This is a genomic window from Streptomyces violens (assembly GCF_000717745.1).
Lineage (GTDB): Bacteria > Actinomycetota > Actinomycetes > Streptomycetales > Streptomycetaceae > Streptomyces > Streptomyces violens.
In genome coordinates this window covers 241,646-256,585 of sequence record NZ_JOBH01000009.1, presented here as the reverse complement: position 1 = coordinate 256,585, position 14,940 = coordinate 241,646, and the positions used below count along the sequence as shown (strand labels likewise).

The 14,940-nt window shown below is 70.4% G+C and carries 21 protein-coding genes; 16 read left to right on the top strand and 5 right to left on the bottom strand.

Features of this window, described 5'->3' with window-relative positions; genetic code table 11:
* Window positions 1-42: 42 nt before the first annotated feature.
* A complete protein-coding gene (locus tag IF04_RS0118855) occupies window positions 43-309 on the top strand; it encodes a hypothetical protein (RefSeq protein ID WP_030258662.1) in 267 nt (88 codons plus the stop codon).
* Between the two features lie 8 nt (window positions 310-317).
* Here IF04_RS0118855 and IF04_RS38775 read toward each other — a convergent pair whose 3' ends face one another.
* The 3 genes from IF04_RS38775 to IF04_RS0118840 all read right to left on the bottom strand — a co-directional run bounded on the left by IF04_RS38775 (window position 318) and on the right by IF04_RS0118840 (window position 1,024).
* A complete protein-coding gene (locus IF04_RS38775) occupies window positions 318-470 on the bottom strand; it encodes a hypothetical protein (protein ID WP_157847675.1) in 153 nt (50 codons plus the stop codon).
* A 105-nt stretch (window positions 471-575) separates the two neighbouring features.
* Window positions 576-788: a LexA family protein gene (locus tag IF04_RS35815; protein ID WP_037959894.1), complete on the bottom strand. Its 213-nt coding sequence runs from the start codon at window positions 786-788 to the stop codon at window positions 576-578.
* The gene (locus tag IF04_RS0118840; protein ID WP_030258657.1) at window positions 785-1,024 is read right to left on the bottom strand and encodes a hypothetical protein; all 240 of its coding nucleotides are present in this window, start codon (window positions 1,022-1,024) and stop codon (window positions 785-787) included. The genes IF04_RS35815 and IF04_RS0118840 overlap by 4 nt, the downstream gene beginning before the upstream one ends.
* A gap of 104 nt (window positions 1,025-1,128) precedes the next feature.
* Here IF04_RS0118840 and IF04_RS0118835 point away from each other — a divergent pair, with 104 nt between their 5' ends.
* The gene (locus IF04_RS0118835) at window positions 1,129-1,590 is read left to right on the top strand and encodes a GntR family transcriptional regulator (RefSeq protein ID WP_245654434.1); all 462 of its coding nucleotides are present in this window, start codon (window positions 1,129-1,131) and stop codon (window positions 1,588-1,590) included.
* Window positions 1,591-1,599: 9 nt separating this feature from the next.
* Entirely contained in the window at window positions 1,600-2,166 is a 567-nt protein-coding gene (locus tag IF04_RS0118830) for an HD domain-containing protein (protein WP_030258651.1), read from the top strand.
* Here the strand turns inward: IF04_RS0118830 and IF04_RS0118825 are convergent.
* Window positions 2,154-2,627, bottom strand: a complete 474-nt coding sequence (locus IF04_RS0118825; RefSeq protein ID WP_030258649.1) for an NUDIX hydrolase — start codon at window positions 2,625-2,627, stop codon at window positions 2,154-2,156. The two genes, IF04_RS0118830 and IF04_RS0118825, sit on opposite strands and share 13 nt — an antisense overlap.
* A complete protein-coding gene (locus IF04_RS0118820; protein ID WP_030258646.1) occupies window positions 2,624-3,394 on the bottom strand; it encodes a helix-turn-helix domain-containing protein in 771 nt (256 codons plus the stop codon). Before IF04_RS0118820 ends, IF04_RS0118825 begins: the two co-directional genes overlap by 4 nt.
* Before the next feature lie 751 nt (window positions 3,395-4,145).
* Here IF04_RS0118820 and IF04_RS0118815 point away from each other — a divergent pair.
* From IF04_RS0118815 to IF04_RS0118755, 13 genes are all read left to right on the top strand, one after another.
* Complete coding sequence (locus tag IF04_RS0118815; RefSeq protein ID WP_030258643.1) at window positions 4,146-4,403, top strand: DUF6284 family protein; 258 nt, start codon at window positions 4,146-4,148, stop codon at window positions 4,401-4,403.
* Between the two features lie 2 nt (window positions 4,404-4,405).
* Window positions 4,406-4,846, top strand: coding sequence for a Pycsar system effector family protein (locus IF04_RS0118810; protein ID WP_030258640.1), 441 nt, complete (start codon window positions 4,406-4,408; stop codon window positions 4,844-4,846).
* Complete coding sequence (locus IF04_RS0118805) at window positions 4,843-5,379, top strand: hypothetical protein (RefSeq protein WP_030258637.1); 537 nt, start codon at window positions 4,843-4,845, stop codon at window positions 5,377-5,379. The genes IF04_RS0118810 and IF04_RS0118805 overlap by 4 nt, the downstream gene beginning before the upstream one ends.
* A complete protein-coding gene (locus tag IF04_RS0118800; RefSeq protein WP_030258634.1) occupies window positions 5,376-6,386 on the top strand; it encodes a hypothetical protein in 1,011 nt (336 codons plus the stop codon). The genes IF04_RS0118805 and IF04_RS0118800 overlap by 4 nt, the downstream gene beginning before the upstream one ends.
* Window positions 6,386-6,754, top strand: a complete 369-nt coding sequence (locus IF04_RS0118795) for an RRQRL motif-containing zinc-binding protein (protein ID WP_030258631.1) — start codon at window positions 6,386-6,388, stop codon at window positions 6,752-6,754. The genes IF04_RS0118800 and IF04_RS0118795 overlap by 1 nt, the downstream gene beginning before the upstream one ends.
* A gap of 11 nt (window positions 6,755-6,765) precedes the next feature.
* Entirely contained in the window at window positions 6,766-8,652 is a 1,887-nt protein-coding gene (locus IF04_RS38340; protein WP_030258627.1) for a hypothetical protein, read from the top strand.
* A gap of 104 nt (window positions 8,653-8,756) precedes the next feature.
* The gene (locus IF04_RS0118785; protein ID WP_030258623.1) at window positions 8,757-10,952 is read left to right on the top strand and encodes a hypothetical protein; all 2,196 of its coding nucleotides are present in this window, start codon (window positions 8,757-8,759) and stop codon (window positions 10,950-10,952) included.
* Between the two features lie 227 nt (window positions 10,953-11,179).
* Window positions 11,180-11,374 carry a hypothetical protein gene (locus tag IF04_RS0118780; protein ID WP_030258619.1) on the top strand — a complete coding sequence of 65 codons (195 nt, stop codon included), beginning with the start codon at window positions 11,180-11,182 and terminating at the stop codon, window positions 11,372-11,374.
* 27 nt (window positions 11,375-11,401) lie between these two features.
* On the top strand, window positions 11,402-11,872 hold the full coding sequence (locus IF04_RS0118775; protein ID WP_051831359.1) for a hypothetical protein: 471 nt from the start codon (window positions 11,402-11,404) through the stop codon (window positions 11,870-11,872).
* A 10-nt stretch (window positions 11,873-11,882) separates the two neighbouring features.
* Window positions 11,883-12,185, top strand: a complete 303-nt coding sequence (locus IF04_RS0118770; RefSeq protein ID WP_030258612.1) for a hypothetical protein — start codon at window positions 11,883-11,885, stop codon at window positions 12,183-12,185.
* Between the two features lie 83 nt (window positions 12,186-12,268).
* The gene (locus IF04_RS0118765; protein WP_030258609.1) at window positions 12,269-13,195 is read left to right on the top strand and encodes a bifunctional DNA primase/polymerase; all 927 of its coding nucleotides are present in this window, start codon (window positions 12,269-12,271) and stop codon (window positions 13,193-13,195) included.
* Window positions 13,192-13,560, top strand: a complete 369-nt coding sequence (locus IF04_RS38770) for a hypothetical protein (RefSeq protein ID WP_157847674.1) — start codon at window positions 13,192-13,194, stop codon at window positions 13,558-13,560. The genes IF04_RS0118765 and IF04_RS38770 overlap by 4 nt, the downstream gene beginning before the upstream one ends.
* The gene (locus IF04_RS0118755; protein WP_030258601.1) at window positions 13,557-14,804 is read left to right on the top strand and encodes a DUF3631 domain-containing protein; all 1,248 of its coding nucleotides are present in this window, start codon (window positions 13,557-13,559) and stop codon (window positions 14,802-14,804) included. Before IF04_RS38770 ends, IF04_RS0118755 begins: the two co-directional genes overlap by 4 nt.
* Window positions 14,805-14,940: the final 136 nt, after the last annotated feature.

Below are 14,940 nucleotides of genomic sequence, written 5' to 3'. Positions count from 1 at the left end.
GAGCGTGACGATGGAGGTCGGCCTCGGCGAGTGGAGGCGGCCATGGGCTGGGTGGATCCGAAGTACATCCCCGCGCTGCGTGAGGACGGGCGGTACACACGCCTGCTGAACCTGACAGAGCGCCTCTTGGCGGAGAGGGAGACGACGGTCGTCGTGCCGACGTGCGGCTCGTGCCAGAACGGACAGGTCACGGTCACCGACGCCGAGACCGGCCAGACGTACACGATCCCGTGCGAGCGATGCGACGGAACCGGCACGGTGCCCGAGTACGCCGACAACGAGGACAACGGCCGCGCCAGCGACCAATGACCCGACGCTCAGTCATCGGGCGTGGTGTTGAGGGCGCCGCACGACCAGCACTCGAACTCACCCGGCAGCTCGTAGTGCGTCGTGCTCCAGAAGCCCTTGGGCCGCCCCTGGATGACGTTGGTCTCTAAGCACCGCCAGCACTCGAACTCGAAATCCTCCATCCCCCGAGGATGGCGTCTCGCCTCTGCACCCGGTAGGGGGCTTCGGGAAAGACCGCTGCTCAAGCCCTATTGCCCCTATCGGGCGCGGCAAGGGCAATGCTGCGGTCAGCGGCCGCAGTGCGGGCAGCGGGCCCTGCGGCCGCGGGTCTCGACCAGCACGCCCTGCTCACGCATCCGGCGCAGCTGGTAGGAGACCGAGGAGGGGGAGGAGAGGCCGGCCGCGGTGGCGAGCTCGCGCATGCTGGGCGGCTCGCCGTATGCGGCGAGCCATTCGCGGGCGCTGCGGGCGATGCGCTCCTGGCGGACGGTGAGGCTCACGGTCGTCGCCCGCGCACGGCGGCTGCGCGGGCCTGCTCCTTCAGCGCCACGCGGGCCGCGGGCGTGCCCTGTGGAGTCTGCCAGTAAGGGTGGTCGGCAATGCGCCGAGAGAGCTCCAGCAGGCGCCGACGGTAGGGAGCCACCTGGGTCGTCGGCGCCGTGGCAAGCCGACCGTAGGTGAGGTACCAAGCGGTCTGGACCTCCAGGAGGTCATGGGGGAATTCGGGGCGATCCATACTCCCGATTAGATCGCTTGTTCGATTTTCGAGGCAAGGTGGACCCGCCGCACGAAGACTGCAAACGAGCGACCGTGCGAGGCTAGGCAGGCAAACTCATGTGGATGAGAGGGGACCAGATGCCGGGGGCGAGCCCGCGCGGTACGTATCTGCTGATCGCGGATGCGCTCCGCAAGGAGATCAGGGAGGGGCGCATCACCAAGGAGCTCCCGTCCGAGTCCGCCCTGATGCGTGACCACGGCGTGGCGCGCACTACCGTTCGGCGCGCCCTGGACATCTTGCAGAAGGAAGGTCTCATCCAGTCGGCGCCGGGCGTCGGCCGGGTGGTCAGCGACGGTACTGAGCGGCGCCCCTTGGTGGAACGGATGAGGGACCTGATTGCGGAGCGGGATCTCGCGGTGGGTGACGCCTTCCCGTCCGAAGCGCGGCTCTGTGAAGAGTTCGGTGTCTCTCGGACTGCCGTGCGCGCGGCTCTGTCGTCGCTGGAGGGTCAGGGCTTGCTGGAGGCCGTGCACGGTAAGGGACGCTTCGTACGCGCTCTCCCGCGTCCTGCGGTGAATTCGTAGGCTGGCTGTATGGGACTCACCGAGCGGGCATACGCGCTCTCCGAATCGCTACTCGCCGAACCTCTCCCGCGCCGATGGGCGCACTCGCTCGGAGTCGCGAAGCGCGCGGCCTCACTGCAACCGATCCTCGGCCCCGACGCTGAGCTGATGGAGGCCGCTGCGGTCCTTCACGACATCGGGTACTCGCCCTCGATCGCCACCACCGGCTTCCATCCGCTCGACGGCGCGCGCTTCCTGCGCGACCAGGAAGGGATGGACGAACGAGTCGTTCGGCTCGTGGCCCATCACTCCTGCGCGCTGCTGGAAGCTGAGGAGCGGGGGCTGCGGGAGGAGCTGGCGGGCGAGTTCGAGCTGGAGCGGCCGGACCTCGTTGACGCGCTGATCTTCTGCGACATGACGACGACACCGGACGGTGGCCACACCACATCGGCCGGTCGACTGGAGGAGATCGTGTCCCGGTACGGCCCTGACACGATCGTGGGCCGCTTCATCCAGCGGGCAGCACCGGAGATTCACGCGGCCACGGCCCGGATCGAAGAGCGTATGGCCATGGCTGGTGCAGATCAGCCGATGTAAGGCGTCGGCCGTGAGTCATCCAGGCCGTGCGTGATGCGCAGCCGCATCGAAGGGTGGATGTCGAGAGAGTCAAGGTCCGCTGGGGCAACCCAGCGGACCTCTTTGGATTCGTCGCTCGTACGCAGCGAGCCGCCCGTGGGGTGCGCGCGGAAGCAGATGGAGAACTGCTGGCGGACCTCTCCGTCGTCGTACGCCATGACGTGCCGCGGGTCGGTGTAGAGCCCGCTCACGTTATCGACAGCGACCGTGATGCCGGTCTCTTCTTCCACCTCGCGTACGACGGTGTCAGCGATCGATTCACCGATGTCGTGGCCGCCGCCGGGAAGGGCCCACAGGTCGTTGTCCGTCTTGTGGATGAGGAGCAATCGCCTGTCTGCGTCGCGGACAACCGCGGTCACTGAGGGCACGACAGAGTTCGCCTTCGGGGCGGCTGGGTCGTCGTAATAGTCGATACGGCTCATACGTGGGTCTCTGCGCAATCCGTAGGTGACGAGATCGGACGGGCGCTTTCCCACACCCGCTCGACGCTCTCGGCGTACGTGTCGAACAGCTCCCCGCCTGGGACCCGCTGAAGGTGCAGCACGGGCGCGAGGTACGCGCCGACGCCGTAGACGTGACCGTTGGCGAGCAGCTCGTTGTCGGTCCGGTAGATGGAGTTGTAGAGGGTCGTGCTGTGGAGGCGGAATTCCACGCCGGGCAGGCCGAAGAGCGCGCTGTAGTTCATCAGCGCATTGCGAATCTTGCTGGCCATAGCCCCGCCGATTCCCTCGTCGGCGCCGCGGGTCGCCACCTCGGGACTGTCCGGGTCCCCGAGCATGAAGCGGACCGGTACGCCGGCCGCCGACTTCTCCTTGACCAACCGCAGGAACGCGGGATCTTCCGTGAGCCAAAACCCGGAGTAGACCAGCACGTCGAAGTGGGTCTGAGACTTCGCGTAGAGCTGCGGCCAGAGGCTTTGCGGCACCGCCGATCGGTGGGGGTACAGCTTGACCAGCTCCGCGCCGCCGGATGCGGTCACCTCCGCCATCGTCCGCTCATCAGGCCAGAGGTAGGAGATCTCGTACCGGAGCAACGAGGCGAGCGCGTACTGGTAGCGGCGGTACGGCTTGCGGTCCGAGTTGCTGACCCAGCGCTCGACCGTCTTGCCGGCTACGCCGAGCCGTTCGGCGACTTCCTCGAAGGTGAGCCCCCGCTCGACTATCGCGCCTCGGAGTCTTTCGTTCGCCACGCTCCGCCCTTCCCCGCACTGGGACGTCCTGGGACGACTTCGACCTTAGTGAGACGTCCCTGAGCCGTCCACCAGCGCAGTCGTCTGTCTGACGCTCTGCCAGCAATCTAGAAGCACATCGAGAGAACGCCCCTTCGGGGGCAGGTCTCTTGACGGCATGAGAGATACACGTGTTACATGTATCTCGCGACGCCCTGCAGGGCCCGGAAACGGGGCCAAGCGGCTGTCGCACCTGCACGACCAATGGGGGCCACGTCCACTGGCGTGGCCTCAAGGGGCCCGGGACAGAGCGGGCCGAGGGCGCACCCGACCCTGGGCATTCGGGAGGGCTTAGACCGAAAGGTCATGTCTCCATACGCCTACAACGGGGTCATGCCGCGCTACCTGATACGGGCGCCGCACCCCCGAAGGAGACCTGTCCACGTCCGCTTCCGAACAAGGAGGCACCGTGCACAGCACACGAAGAACCTGGGCGCCGCCGTGATCGACCGGCACCGCGGCGCCTGAGCAACACCACGGTTCGCGCGAGATCACCCGTCGACGGACAACCCGGTCGCCCTTCTTCCTGCCATCGCAGCGGCTAGCGCTGCGGCCGGTTGCCTCCTCCGCCCGTCCAGGCCGCACACATGCGGGTCCGTACGGGCGGGGCTGAGGGGAGCCGGATTCACCTGCTCTAACGGCGCGCGCCCCCGGAGCTGCAACTCCGGGGGCGCTGTTCGGGCCGTTCCCATCTGCGAGAGGACCACGACCCATGAAGCACATCGTTGCTGATCAGGCGGTTGTTACCGCCGTCGCGTTCGTCGGGGAGCCGTCGGCCGCTGAGCTGGACGCGATCGAGCGCGAGATGCCCGTCATTGAGGCGGAGGTCGAGCTGCTGGACGTGCAGATCAGCCTGCTGGACCGGCCGGTGTCTGAGCTAGGCACCCGCCGTCTGCGGCGGGCCGCCAACAAGGTGCTGGCCGCCCGTGCCGAGCTGGCCAACCAGGCGGGGACGGGGGAGGCCGCGTGAGCATGCTGACCACCAACCTCACCGCGGCGCACGCCGAGGTGAAGGCGGAGATCTCGCGGACGGACAGCAAGACGGCGCTGCTGCTGGCCTTCGTCGGTGCGGTGCTCGCCGGGGCCTGGACGGTCGCCCGCGATCTGCCCCTGACCTTGCCTGCCCTGGTGGTGGGCGGTCTCGGTATGACGCTCCTGGTTGCGGCGGCCGGGCTACTGCTGCGCTCTGTACGGCCCAACATTCGCGGCCGGCACGGCTTCCCGCTGTGGGCCACCCTCACCGCGGAGGAGGTCACCACGGCTGTCGACCGGGACTTGGCCGCCGACATCGCCGGACTGTCCCGGCTCGCGGTCGCCAAGTTCACCTGCCTGCGCCGCGCGGTCGACCTCACCTGCGTCGGCGGGGCACTGCTGATCGCTGCTGTGGTGATCGCGGCAGGGGGTGCGGCATGATCCGCCTCATCACCCGAGCCCGTCTCCTGCATCTGGCAGCCGCGGTGGACGCCGCGCGCGCCCGGACCCGTGAGGTGGAGAAGCAGGCGGACGCCGCGTACGGCTCCCACATCCGGGAGACGTTCGCGCTCACGGCCCGCGCCGAGGCCGCCGAGAAGACGGCCGAGACCACCCGTCAGGAAGTCCGGTCGCTCCAGATCACGCTGGAGGACACGGCCGCCGAGCTGGCCGAGGCCCGTACCGAGCTGGCCGACATGGCGAAGCGCCTCAAGGAGCTGAGCCAGACGCCGGCGGACGCGTCCATGTGGCTGCTGCTCCACTACGGAGAGCCCCACAGCATCCACCCCGGCCAGTCGGCCGCCTTCGCCTATGTGGCCACCCTGGGAGTCCCGCTGAGCAATTGGGGACCGATGGATGAACGCCCCGTGGCGGAGGTCCGGTGGCGGTGCGTGCCGTTCATCTACGACGTCGGCCGTGACCATTTCCAGAGCGTCATCGCGCCCGCCGTCGAGCCATCAGGGGGTGCTCGGTGAACAGTGTTCAGGTGCGTTCAGCTGAGCGCGCGCTGTCGGCCGGCACGTGGCTGATCGTGGGCGGCGCGATGCTCTACTCGATCCTGACCGTAACGCCGCTGATGGCCGCCCACACGCCCAAGGCGTGGGTCTGGACTGCGCCGATCCTGCCGCTGGTGGTCGACGCGGCGGTGGTCATCGTCGTCCGGCTGGACTCGGTGCTGGCCCGCCTGGGCGGGCACGGCGGCCGGTGGCCCATCGCCCTGCGGTGGATGACCGGCGCCATGACCCTAGCCCTGAACATCGCCGACTCCGCCCTGAAAAAAGACCTGGTGGGCGTGGCCGTCCATGCGGTCGCGCCTCTCCTGCTGATCGTCACAGCCGAGACCGGACTCGCCTACCGGCGCGCCATCACCCATGCCGTGACCGCGCTGGAGGACAAGAAGCAGGCCGAGCGCGAACGCCGGGAGCAGGTCGCCCGGGAACGGGCGGAGGCCGTCCGCCGGGAGCGGGCGGAGGAGCGGGAGCATGCTGCCGCGCTGGCCCGTGAACAGCGCGAGCATGAAGCCCAGCTCGCCCGTGAACAGGCCGAGCGCGAGGAACGCCGCCGACGCGAGGAGCGCGAGCGGGCCGCCGCCCGCGAGCGGGCAGAGCGGGAGGCTCGTGAACAGCGTGAGCGCGAGCGTGAACAGCAGCGCGTCGAGCGTGAACGCCGTGAACGCGAGGCTGCCGAGCGGCGTGAACGCGAGCGGCAGGAGCGCATCGAGCGTGAACGCCGTGAACGCCAGCAGCGCGAAGAGCGGGCCGCGCGTGAACGCGACGCTCTCCTCGCCGCCGGGCCGGCCACGGAGAAGCTGCCGGAGGACCAGGCCCGGGCCACCGTGCAGGCCGCGTTCGCGGCCGAGCTGCCGGTACGGACCGCAGCCGAGCTGACCGGCTGGTCAGTGGGCTGGGTCTCCACCCGCTACCAGGAGCTGCGCGACGCGCCCCGGCCCATCAACGGCACCGCGCTCGCCGGTAGGCCCTGATGCGGTTCTACGACCCCCAGGGTCTGCGCTACGGCATCCCTACCTACCCCTTCTGGCTCGCCCCCGACGGGCTGGCCACCCGGCGGCAGCTCCGCGCTCGCGGGCTGCGGCCGGGCGGTCAGGAGGTCGCCGCGCAGATCTTGTGGCGCTCGCGCCGCTACCGCGCCGGTCTCCGCGTCGCCTATCTCTACCGCCTCGATCTGGCGCTGCCCGTCCGGCCGATGACGCCGGCGCGGTGGGCGGCGCTGGCCAAGGCGAACGCCGCCCGCCGTACCTGCCCCGAATGCGGGCGGGACGCGGGCTACCCCCTCCCCACTTCACTCGGCATGTGCCTGGCCTGCGCGGATGCTCCCGCGCGGGCCGCATAAAGGAGGCTTCGATGCCCTCAACGGCAACCGAGACCAAGCCCCCCACCACCACAACCACCCCCGAACCCGTCACGCGGCAGCAGAAGGAGCCCGTGGCTCAGACCAAGGAACCGGCCTCCGCCCCGGGGCAGACGCTGGCCGGAGTGCTGATCCCCGGCGGCGCACTGACCGGCCTGATCGGGTTCTGCTGGCTGTCCCACCAGTTCGGCCTGCCCGCCGTCCTGCTGGCCGTCGTCGCCTGCTCCGCGGTCGCCACCGCCACCCTGGTGGTGAAGACCGGTCGACGCATCCGTCGGTCCGGCACTGGCCGCCTGGGGCGGGCGTCCTCACGCTCACCCGGCACCGGACACCGCCGTCCCTCGAACTCCGGCTCTGCGGGGCGTACGTCGGGTGGGAGCGGGAGGGTTCCGGCGGCCCGCACTGGCTCCGGCTCCTCCCTGCGCAAGCCCGCCGGGGCCGCCGCGGCGGGTGGTGGCCGCATGGGCGACTCGTCGCACAAGCCGGGCGGCTCGATGGCGAAGAAGAACAGGCCGTCGACCGTCGCCCCGAACACGGCCGGCGGAAACCCCGCTCGGCTGGGGCGGAATGCGGCTGCCACCGGCGGCACCGGCCGCAGCCTCACCCCGCCCAAGACGCCGCGGACCACCGCCGGTTCCGGCGGGGGCACGTCGCCACTCAAGCGCTCCGGTGCGGCTGGTGGCGGTGGGCGGACGGGGCCGGTGGAGCGGCTGTCGCGGACGCTGCGCCGCAAGTCCCCCACCACGCCCACCTCACCGGCCGGTGCCGGAAGCTCGCGGTCGCAGTCCAGCGATGTGAAGGGCAGGCACAAGCACCGGGCGCCGTCCTCCTCGTCTCCGTCGGTGTCCAGCCGGGCGTGGAAGGCGGCCAAGGCCCTGCAAAGGGCTGTCAACCGCGACCGCACGGGCGGCAAGGACCCCAACCCCAGCAAGCTCAAGCCCCAGCCCAAGGCGAAGAAGCCGAACAAGGCTCAGGGCAGCAGGGACACGGGCCAGGGCGCCGGGGCCAAGGCCGCTCAGCGGTCGTTCGGTGCGGCGATGGGTGCCTGGCGGCGAGGCCGGTACTGGGCGGGGCGCAAGCTTCGCCAGCACACCAGCGCCCTGACCCGCCAGCGCCTGCGCAAGGCCGCCGCACCCGTCCGCGCTACCGCCCACGCGATCGCCCGGCACGGTTCGCCGCTGCTGGCCCACGCCTGGCGCCACGGCTCCCGCGCCCTGCTCAACGCCCACCTCGCGCTGGGCTCGGTGCGCTACTCCTCCATCGGCCCGAACTGGCTGCGGCCCCTGGCCCGCGTCTTCCACACCCTGACCACCCCCGCGGCCCGCGCTTTGGCCTGGGCGGGCACGTGGGGCTGGCTGAACCGCTGGATGTATCGGCACACCGGCGGCGGGAGCTCTCCCACCCCGCCGCGCCGCAAGACCCCGGTCGGCCGCCGCACCTCCGGTGTGCACCGGCCGGTGCACAGCCCCACTCGCATCATCACCGCCCCCGCAACGAAGGGAGTCCCCGTGGGCTCGATCGAACCGGCCCTGCCGCTGCAATACGCCGCCGACGCCGTGCGCACCGCCGGCGCCATGATGGTCCTCAACCCGGCCGGGAACATGGTCGGTTACGAGGCGACCATCAACAGCCTGGCGGAGATTCAGCGCGCCATCGGCGATGTGATCTCCATGGCGGCGCACTCCAGCCGGGAGAACTTCAAGGTCAACGAGGCCATCCCCGAGGCGTACGACGACACCGCCGTCTACGCGCACGCGCTCGCCGGGCGCCTGGACTCGATCCCGACCCTGTACCGGATCATCCACGCCGAGCAGATCGACAACATCGAGAACCCCACCATCCAGGGCGCCAAGTGGGACCAGTCCGCCAACTGGCAGTAACCCCCTGACCGGCTCCGCCAACACCGCAGGCCAGGCACCGACCGCCGGTGCCTGGCCTGCGGCCTTCCGGCTCACCCCGACCGATCGAACGGAGACCTCTTCTCATGCTGAGCCGTCCCAGCAATCACGAGCCGATCCCCTGGCGGCACGGCGTGGTGTCCACCCCGCTGTTCACCGCCGCCACCGTCTACGCCGGCGGCCTCGGCCTGGGCCTGGCCGCAGATGCGGGTAATGCGCTGCCGCTGGGCTGGATCGGCGTCGGCTCTCTGACCGGCATCGCCGCCGCGGCCGCCTCCCGCTTCATCCGCACCTCCGGTCAGTCGGCGTTCCGCCGTTGGTTCCACACCGGCTTCACCGCCACCTGGACCAGCGCCGCCTACGCCTGGATCAACTGGACCGCCCACGGCAGCCCCTGGACCCTCGCCTCCGCCGCGGTCGTTGGCGCCGCCACCGCCGCCCTGACGCCGTTCTACGCGATCGACCGGGGCCTACGGGCGGAGGAGATCGCCGCTCAGTGGGCCGCCGAGGCGGGCACCGGATACGGGGACCGCGCCGAGTGGGCGCGCCTGTTCGAGGAGGTCGGGGCGCGGGGTGTGGAGGTCGGCAAGAGTCAGCGCACCCGCGGCGGCTACGCCATGCCGCTGCGGCTGACCAGCACCTCTTTCGAGCAGCTGCTGACGATGCTGCCCGCGCTGGAGACCCGCAAGGGCGACATCCGCCCCGGCGCCCTTCGTCTGGTCCGCAGCGACTCCGGTCTCGCCTCGGAAGCGATGCTGCACGTCACCACCCGCAACGTGCTGGCCGAGACCATCGACCTGCCGGACGACGCCCACCCGCTGACCATCCGGGAACCGCTCACGCTGGGCTTGTTGGAGTCGGGGGAGCCGATCGAGATCCTGTTCCGCCAGGTCAGCATCATGATCGCGGGCATGAAGGGGTCGGGTAAGAGCGTCCTGCTCCACGTCATCATCTCCCTGCTGACCCGCTGCACGGATGCGGTGATCTGGATGATCGACATGGCGCAGGGCAACACCGCCAAGCGCTGGCTGCGGCCCTGGGCCCAGCAGTGGAAGGACGCCGACGGCCGCCTGATCGACCGCCCGATCCTGGACTGGGTGGCCACCGACCCGGCGGAGGCGGTACGGCTGCTGAACGCCGCACTGGCCATCACCGACGGCCGCGCGCGCCGCATGAAGGGCGGGAAGATCCAGCCCAAGGACACCGAGCCCGCCGTCATCGTGCTGTCGGACGAGAACTCGGACCTGATGGCGTGGACGCCGGAAGCTTTGAAGGCGAAGATCCGGCTGTTGAAGAAGGGACGGAAGGCCGCGGTGGACGTGGTCGATGCCGTCCAGCGCGGCACGGGCCCCAACACCGGCGGCGGCGAGGTCGATTCGCAGTACGACATCGCCATTGGCATGCGCTTCGCCAAGAAGCAGGAGGGCCAGTTCGTCTTCCCCGGCCACTACCAACAGGTCGACCTGTCCAAGCTCCCCGGCAAGGGCGCCCTCTACATCCTCGACCAGGCCCGCGCCCAGGAAGGCGGCATCGGCCCGGAGCGCGGCAAGGTCTACTTCGCCAACGACGAAGACGAGCACGCCGACGGCACCCCGCGCCACGACATCGAAGAACTCGCGGTGGCCCGCTGGGACATCCGCCCCGACCTCGACCAGGCCGCCCAGGAGGACGCCGCCCCATTCGGCTACCACGAGCGCTGGAACGACCCCGAACGGATCGCCTGGCTGCTGGACGCCCTCGGCCTGCCCACCCCGGCCGGCACCGGCACCCGCACCGCGACGGGCGGGGCCAGCGCCGCGGGCGGCAACGCCGCACCGGGACAGGCGGGGGGCATCGGGACGCTCACCCCGATGAAGCCCATCGACTACTACATCGACAAGGCCAAGAACCCGCAGGCCGAACCGCCGCAGGAACCCGCGGCCCCGGCCGCTGAGCCCTCCACCGGCGGAGGCTCGGGCGGCGGTGAGGATGACCCGCAGGTGGCCGCGGCGATCGCGCGGGCCCTGGCGGAGTTCGAGCGCATCACCGAACAGGCCGCCGAAACCGCCCCCGAGGAGGAGCCGTCCGAGGCGGCGCCGGCCGGGCCGGAGTGGCTGCCCACCGCGATCGACGCAATCGAGTCCGCCGGCGCGATGGGCATGAAGCCGGCCGCCATCGCCGAGATGGTCGGCCGGGACCGCAAGACCGTCCGCGAAGCCCTCAAGGCCGCCGCCGAACGCGGCGAACTGGTCTACCGCGACCGCGGACCGCACTCGGTCTACGTCCACCCCGACCACACCTGACACTCACACACGGTTACCGGGTAGTGGGTAGTGGGGCGCGGCACCCCACTACCCACTAACCCTGCAAATCGCTCACCTGGGGGTTCTCAACAGGCGCTCCCCAGTAGACGCCCCACTACCCACTACCCAGTACTCACTACCCACTACAGCTACACACCGTGACCACCGCGTGGGCGGCTCTTCCTCTCCGAAGGGCCGCCCACCGCCGTACCGACGGGAGTCCCCCTGTGGCCCTGACCGTCTCCGCCGCCGTCCTCTTCGGCGCCCTCACCTTCTTCCTCATCCGCGGCCGCCAGGTCGGCGCCGGCACCGCCCTCGTGCTCTTCCTCTTCGGCTTCTTCGCCGCCGAGACCGGAGCCGCCCGACCCATCTACGCCGCATGCCAGGCGATAGCCGGCGCCCTCAGCCAGCTCACCGCCTGACCCCGCCCGCCCGTTGGAGGAGGAACCGTGGACCACCCGCGCGTCTACCCGATCACCACCGCCCCCGCTCAGCAGGCTCCCGTCCCCCTCCATCAGCCCCCGGCGCTCCGGATGCCGGTGAACGAGATCCCGCCCGGCGTACAGGTGGTCACTCTGCCCGGCGGCGTCCGCACTCTCGCCTACACCGAGCCGACCACCCCGACGGCGCCCGTTGCCCTGGCCGCGCAGCCCATCCCGGCCTGGGCCAAGACCACGGCCCTGCTCGTGCCCACCACCGGCTTCGGCATTGGCGCCGCTGGAGTCGGGCTCTCCTATGCCGCACCGGGACTGATCGCCATGAGTCATGCCCTGTGGGCCGCCGTCGCCCTCATCGCCACCGGTGGCACCGCGGCTGCCGCCCTCATCCGGCGCTGCCGGCGCCCCGCACCGGCCCAGATCACGCAGAACATCACCGCCACCGGCCTCTTCGGCCGCGCCAGCGGAACCATCAACCACTGAGGAGCACCACATGCGACGCCCTCGCCTGGCCCTGCGCTACCACCCCGTCTGGTACTTCCACCCCTTCGGCGGACGGCTGATCGGCCCGCGCCCCATGCTCGGCCTGCACCGCACTCCGGACCCCAACTGCCGCACCTGCGACGGACACGGCGAAATCATGACCGGCAGCTCATATCAGCCGGAGGAGCCGGACTTCGACGACTGCCACTGTGCGCCGTACCTGCCGCTGGTGAGGATCTGGCTCCCCAAGTGGGCCGACACCACGCGCTACCGCCGCAGCAAGCACGGCTACAGCGACGAACCGCCCTTCTAGATACGCCAAGAGCGGCCCTTCACGCCAATGAAGCGGGCCGCCCTCAGCTACCAGAACTCCCCAGAGAACTGGAGGACTCCAGCATGACCCAACTCACCGCGTCCCGGCGAGCCTCCGACACCCAGAGGCACCTGCTGACCTCTGCTCTGACCGCAGCCGACCGCGGCTGGCACATCTTCCCCCTGCGGACCGGCGAGAAGGCTCCCGCCCTGCACGGTGAGGCCGCCTGCCGCCTGACCGGTGACTGCGCGGACGGGCATCGCAAGTGGGAGCAGCGCGCCAGCCTCGACCCCCACCGCATCCGTATCGCGTGGGAGACGATGCCGTGCAACATCGGCATTGCCACCGGTCCCTCTGGGTTGGTCGTCATCGACCTGGACAAGCCCAAGGACAAGAGCAGTTCGGGCACGCCTTGCGGCGTGGAGACCTTCAAGGCGCTCTGCGAGCGCGCCGGGCAGCCCGTCTCCACCACCTACCGGGTGCGGACCGCGAGCGGTGGCGAGCACTTGTACTTCACCGCCCCGGACGGTGTCCGGCTGTACAACACCGCAGGCAAGCTCGGGCCCCTGATCGACACCCGCGCCTGGGGCGGCTACGTCGTCGCCGCCGGCAGCACCGTCCACGGCGGGGCGTACGAGGTCATTGACGACGCTCCGGTCGCGCCGCTGCCCGGCTGGTTGCTCACCGCCCTCACGCCCCCGGCCCCGCGCCGCAGTCCGGTGCCGGTGACGGCCCCGCGGGATGTGCCGGCGTTCGTCGCGGCGGCGCTGCGCAACGAGACGGCCAACGTCACAAGGGCGGCAGAAGGCACGCGGAACTGGACGCTCACCCGGGCCGCCCGTGCCCTGGGCCGGTTCGTTGCCTCCGGGGACCTGCCCCGTCAGGTGGTGGAAGAGGCTCTTAAGCAGGCTGGCGAGTCGGCCGGCCTGTTGGAGCGCGAGTGCACGCCGGTCATCACCAGTGCTCTGAACTGGTCCATCGCCCACAACCCGCAAGGGAGGGGCGCATGACCGGCTCCCCGCGTCCCCGCCTTAAGAGCCCTTCTCCTGCACCGACCGGCCCCGACTCCGCCGAACCGGCCGCGGCTTCCTCCGGGCGTGGGGCGCCGAAGGGCGTCGGCCGTCAGGCCGTCCTTTCAGCTCTTCGCCCTGACCCGCACGACCTCCTCCCGGCCGAGCCGGAGCGGGTGCTGTTCGGGCTGCACATCGTCGCCCCGCCGGAATGGAGCGCCATCTGCCGTGCCACGGCCACCTGCCGCTGCGGCTACGAGCGCCAGGCCAAGGGACGCGCCGCCGTCCTGCGGCTGGTTGAGGAGTGGACCGTCCACCCCGAGCAGTGCCCGGTGAAGAACCCGAAGATGAGGAAGGCAGCATGACCACCACCCCCACCCCAGCCATCGACGGGGCCGCGCTGCTGGAGGAGATCGAAGCCTTCCACCGGCGCTTCAACGCCTTCCCCACCGAGGCCGCCTACGTCGCGGTTGCCCTGTGGGACGCCCACGCGCACCTGCTGGACTGCTTCGACTCCACCCCGCGCCTGGCCTTCCTCTCCCCGGAGCCGGGTTCGGGGAAATCGCGGGCGCTGGAGATCGTGGAAACTCTGGTGCCGCAGCCGATGGTGGCCGTCAACGCCTCCGCCGCCGCCCTCTTCCGCGCCGTCTCCGGCCTGGAGGGGCGGCCCACCATCCTCTTCGATGAGATCGACACCGTCTTCGGCCCCAAGGCCGGCGACAACGAAGAGCTGCGCGGCTTCCTCAACGCCGGGCACCGCCGCTCCGGCGTCACCTACCGGTGCGTCGGCGACGGCTCCTCCCAGAGCGTGCAGGCGTTCCCCTCGTATTGCGCGGTGGCCATGGCGGGACTGGGGTCGCTGCCGGACACGATCCTGACCCGCTCGGTCATCATCCGCATGCGCCGCCGCGCCCCCAACGAACGCGTGGAACCGTTCCGGCAGCGCATCCACGAGAAGGAAGGCCACGCCCTGCGCGACCGGCTCGGCCGCTGGGCCGACAGCGTCCGCAAGCAGGTGGAAGGCACCTGGCCCACCATCCCCGAAGGCGTCACCGACCGGCCCGCGGACGTGTGGGAGCCGCTGCTGGCGGTCGCCGACGCGGCCGGCGGCGCCTGGCCCGAGCGGGCCCGTGCCGCGTGCGTGGAGCTGGTCACCGCCGCCAAGGAGGACGACAAAGCCTCCCTCGGCATCCGGCTCCTCACCGACCTGCGCGACCAGGTGTTCTGCGGCTCCGACCGGATGCCCACCGCGGTCATCCTCGAATGCCTCAACGCCATGGAGGACGCCCCCTGGGGCGACATGAACGGCAAGCCCCTCACCTCCCGCGGCCTGTCCCGCATGCTCGGCGAGTACGTCACCGGGGACAACAAGCCCATCAAGCCTCGGCCCATCCGGACCGCGGCTGGCGTTCCGCGCGGCTACTACGCCGAGGATCTGACGGACGCCTGGACCCGCTATTGCCCCCCGCCCCCTTCAAAGTCCGCTACAGCCGCTACATCCGCTACAGCCCAGGTCAATGAGGGTGCAGATGTAGCGGATGAGCTTCCTGGTATCCGCTACATCACCGAAGAAGCCGCTACAGCCGCACTCGCAGCCCGCCCCGCGTAGCGGCAGCTATCCGCTACATCGCGCGCATCCGCTACACAAAACAGGCCCCTGACCTGCGGTGTAGCGGATGTAGCGGATGTAGCGGAGCCCTGAGAAGGAAGAAGCTCGCCCTCGGTGATCAAAAAAGAAGAGAGGA

Coding starts and splice junctions, on each gene's coding strand:
- IF04_RS0118770 (WP_030258612.1), top strand. CDS start 11,883: ATGCGACGCCCTCGCCTGGCCCTGCGCTACCACCCCGTCTGGTACTTC.
- IF04_RS0118835 (WP_245654434.1), top strand. CDS start 1,129: ATGAGAGGGGACCAGATGCCGGGGGCGAGCCCGCGCGGTACGTATCTG.
- IF04_RS0118810 (WP_030258640.1), top strand. CDS start 4,406: ATGCTGACCACCAACCTCACCGCGGCGCACGCCGAGGTGAAGGCGGAG.
- IF04_RS0118825 (WP_030258649.1), bottom strand. CDS start 2,627: ATGAGCCGTATCGACTATTACGACGACCCAGCCGCCCCGAAGGCGAAC.
- IF04_RS0118855 (WP_030258662.1), top strand. CDS start 43: ATGGGCTGGGTGGATCCGAAGTACATCCCCGCGCTGCGTGAGGACGGG.
- IF04_RS38775 (WP_157847675.1), bottom strand. CDS start 470: ATGGAGGATTTCGAGTTCGAGTGCTGGCGGTGCTTAGAGACCAACGTC.
- IF04_RS0118805 (WP_030258637.1), top strand. CDS start 4,843: ATGATCCGCCTCATCACCCGAGCCCGTCTCCTGCATCTGGCAGCCGCG.
- IF04_RS0118755 (WP_030258601.1), top strand. CDS start 13,557: ATGACCACCACCCCCACCCCAGCCATCGACGGGGCCGCGCTGCTGGAG.
- IF04_RS38770 (WP_157847674.1), top strand. CDS start 13,192: ATGACCGGCTCCCCGCGTCCCCGCCTTAAGAGCCCTTCTCCTGCACCG.
- IF04_RS0118765 (WP_030258609.1), top strand. CDS start 12,269: ATGACCCAACTCACCGCGTCCCGGCGAGCCTCCGACACCCAGAGGCAC.
- IF04_RS0118840 (WP_030258657.1), bottom strand. CDS start 1,024: ATGGATCGCCCCGAATTCCCCCATGACCTCCTGGAGGTCCAGACCGCT.
- IF04_RS0118795 (WP_030258631.1), top strand. CDS start 6,386: ATGCGGTTCTACGACCCCCAGGGTCTGCGCTACGGCATCCCTACCTAC.
- IF04_RS0118785 (WP_030258623.1), top strand. CDS start 8,757: ATGCTGAGCCGTCCCAGCAATCACGAGCCGATCCCCTGGCGGCACGGC.
- IF04_RS38340 (WP_030258627.1), top strand. CDS start 6,766: ATGCCCTCAACGGCAACCGAGACCAAGCCCCCCACCACCACAACCACC.
- IF04_RS0118830 (WP_030258651.1), top strand. CDS start 1,600: ATGGGACTCACCGAGCGGGCATACGCGCTCTCCGAATCGCTACTCGCC.
- IF04_RS0118815 (WP_030258643.1), top strand. CDS start 4,146: ATGAAGCACATCGTTGCTGATCAGGCGGTTGTTACCGCCGTCGCGTTC.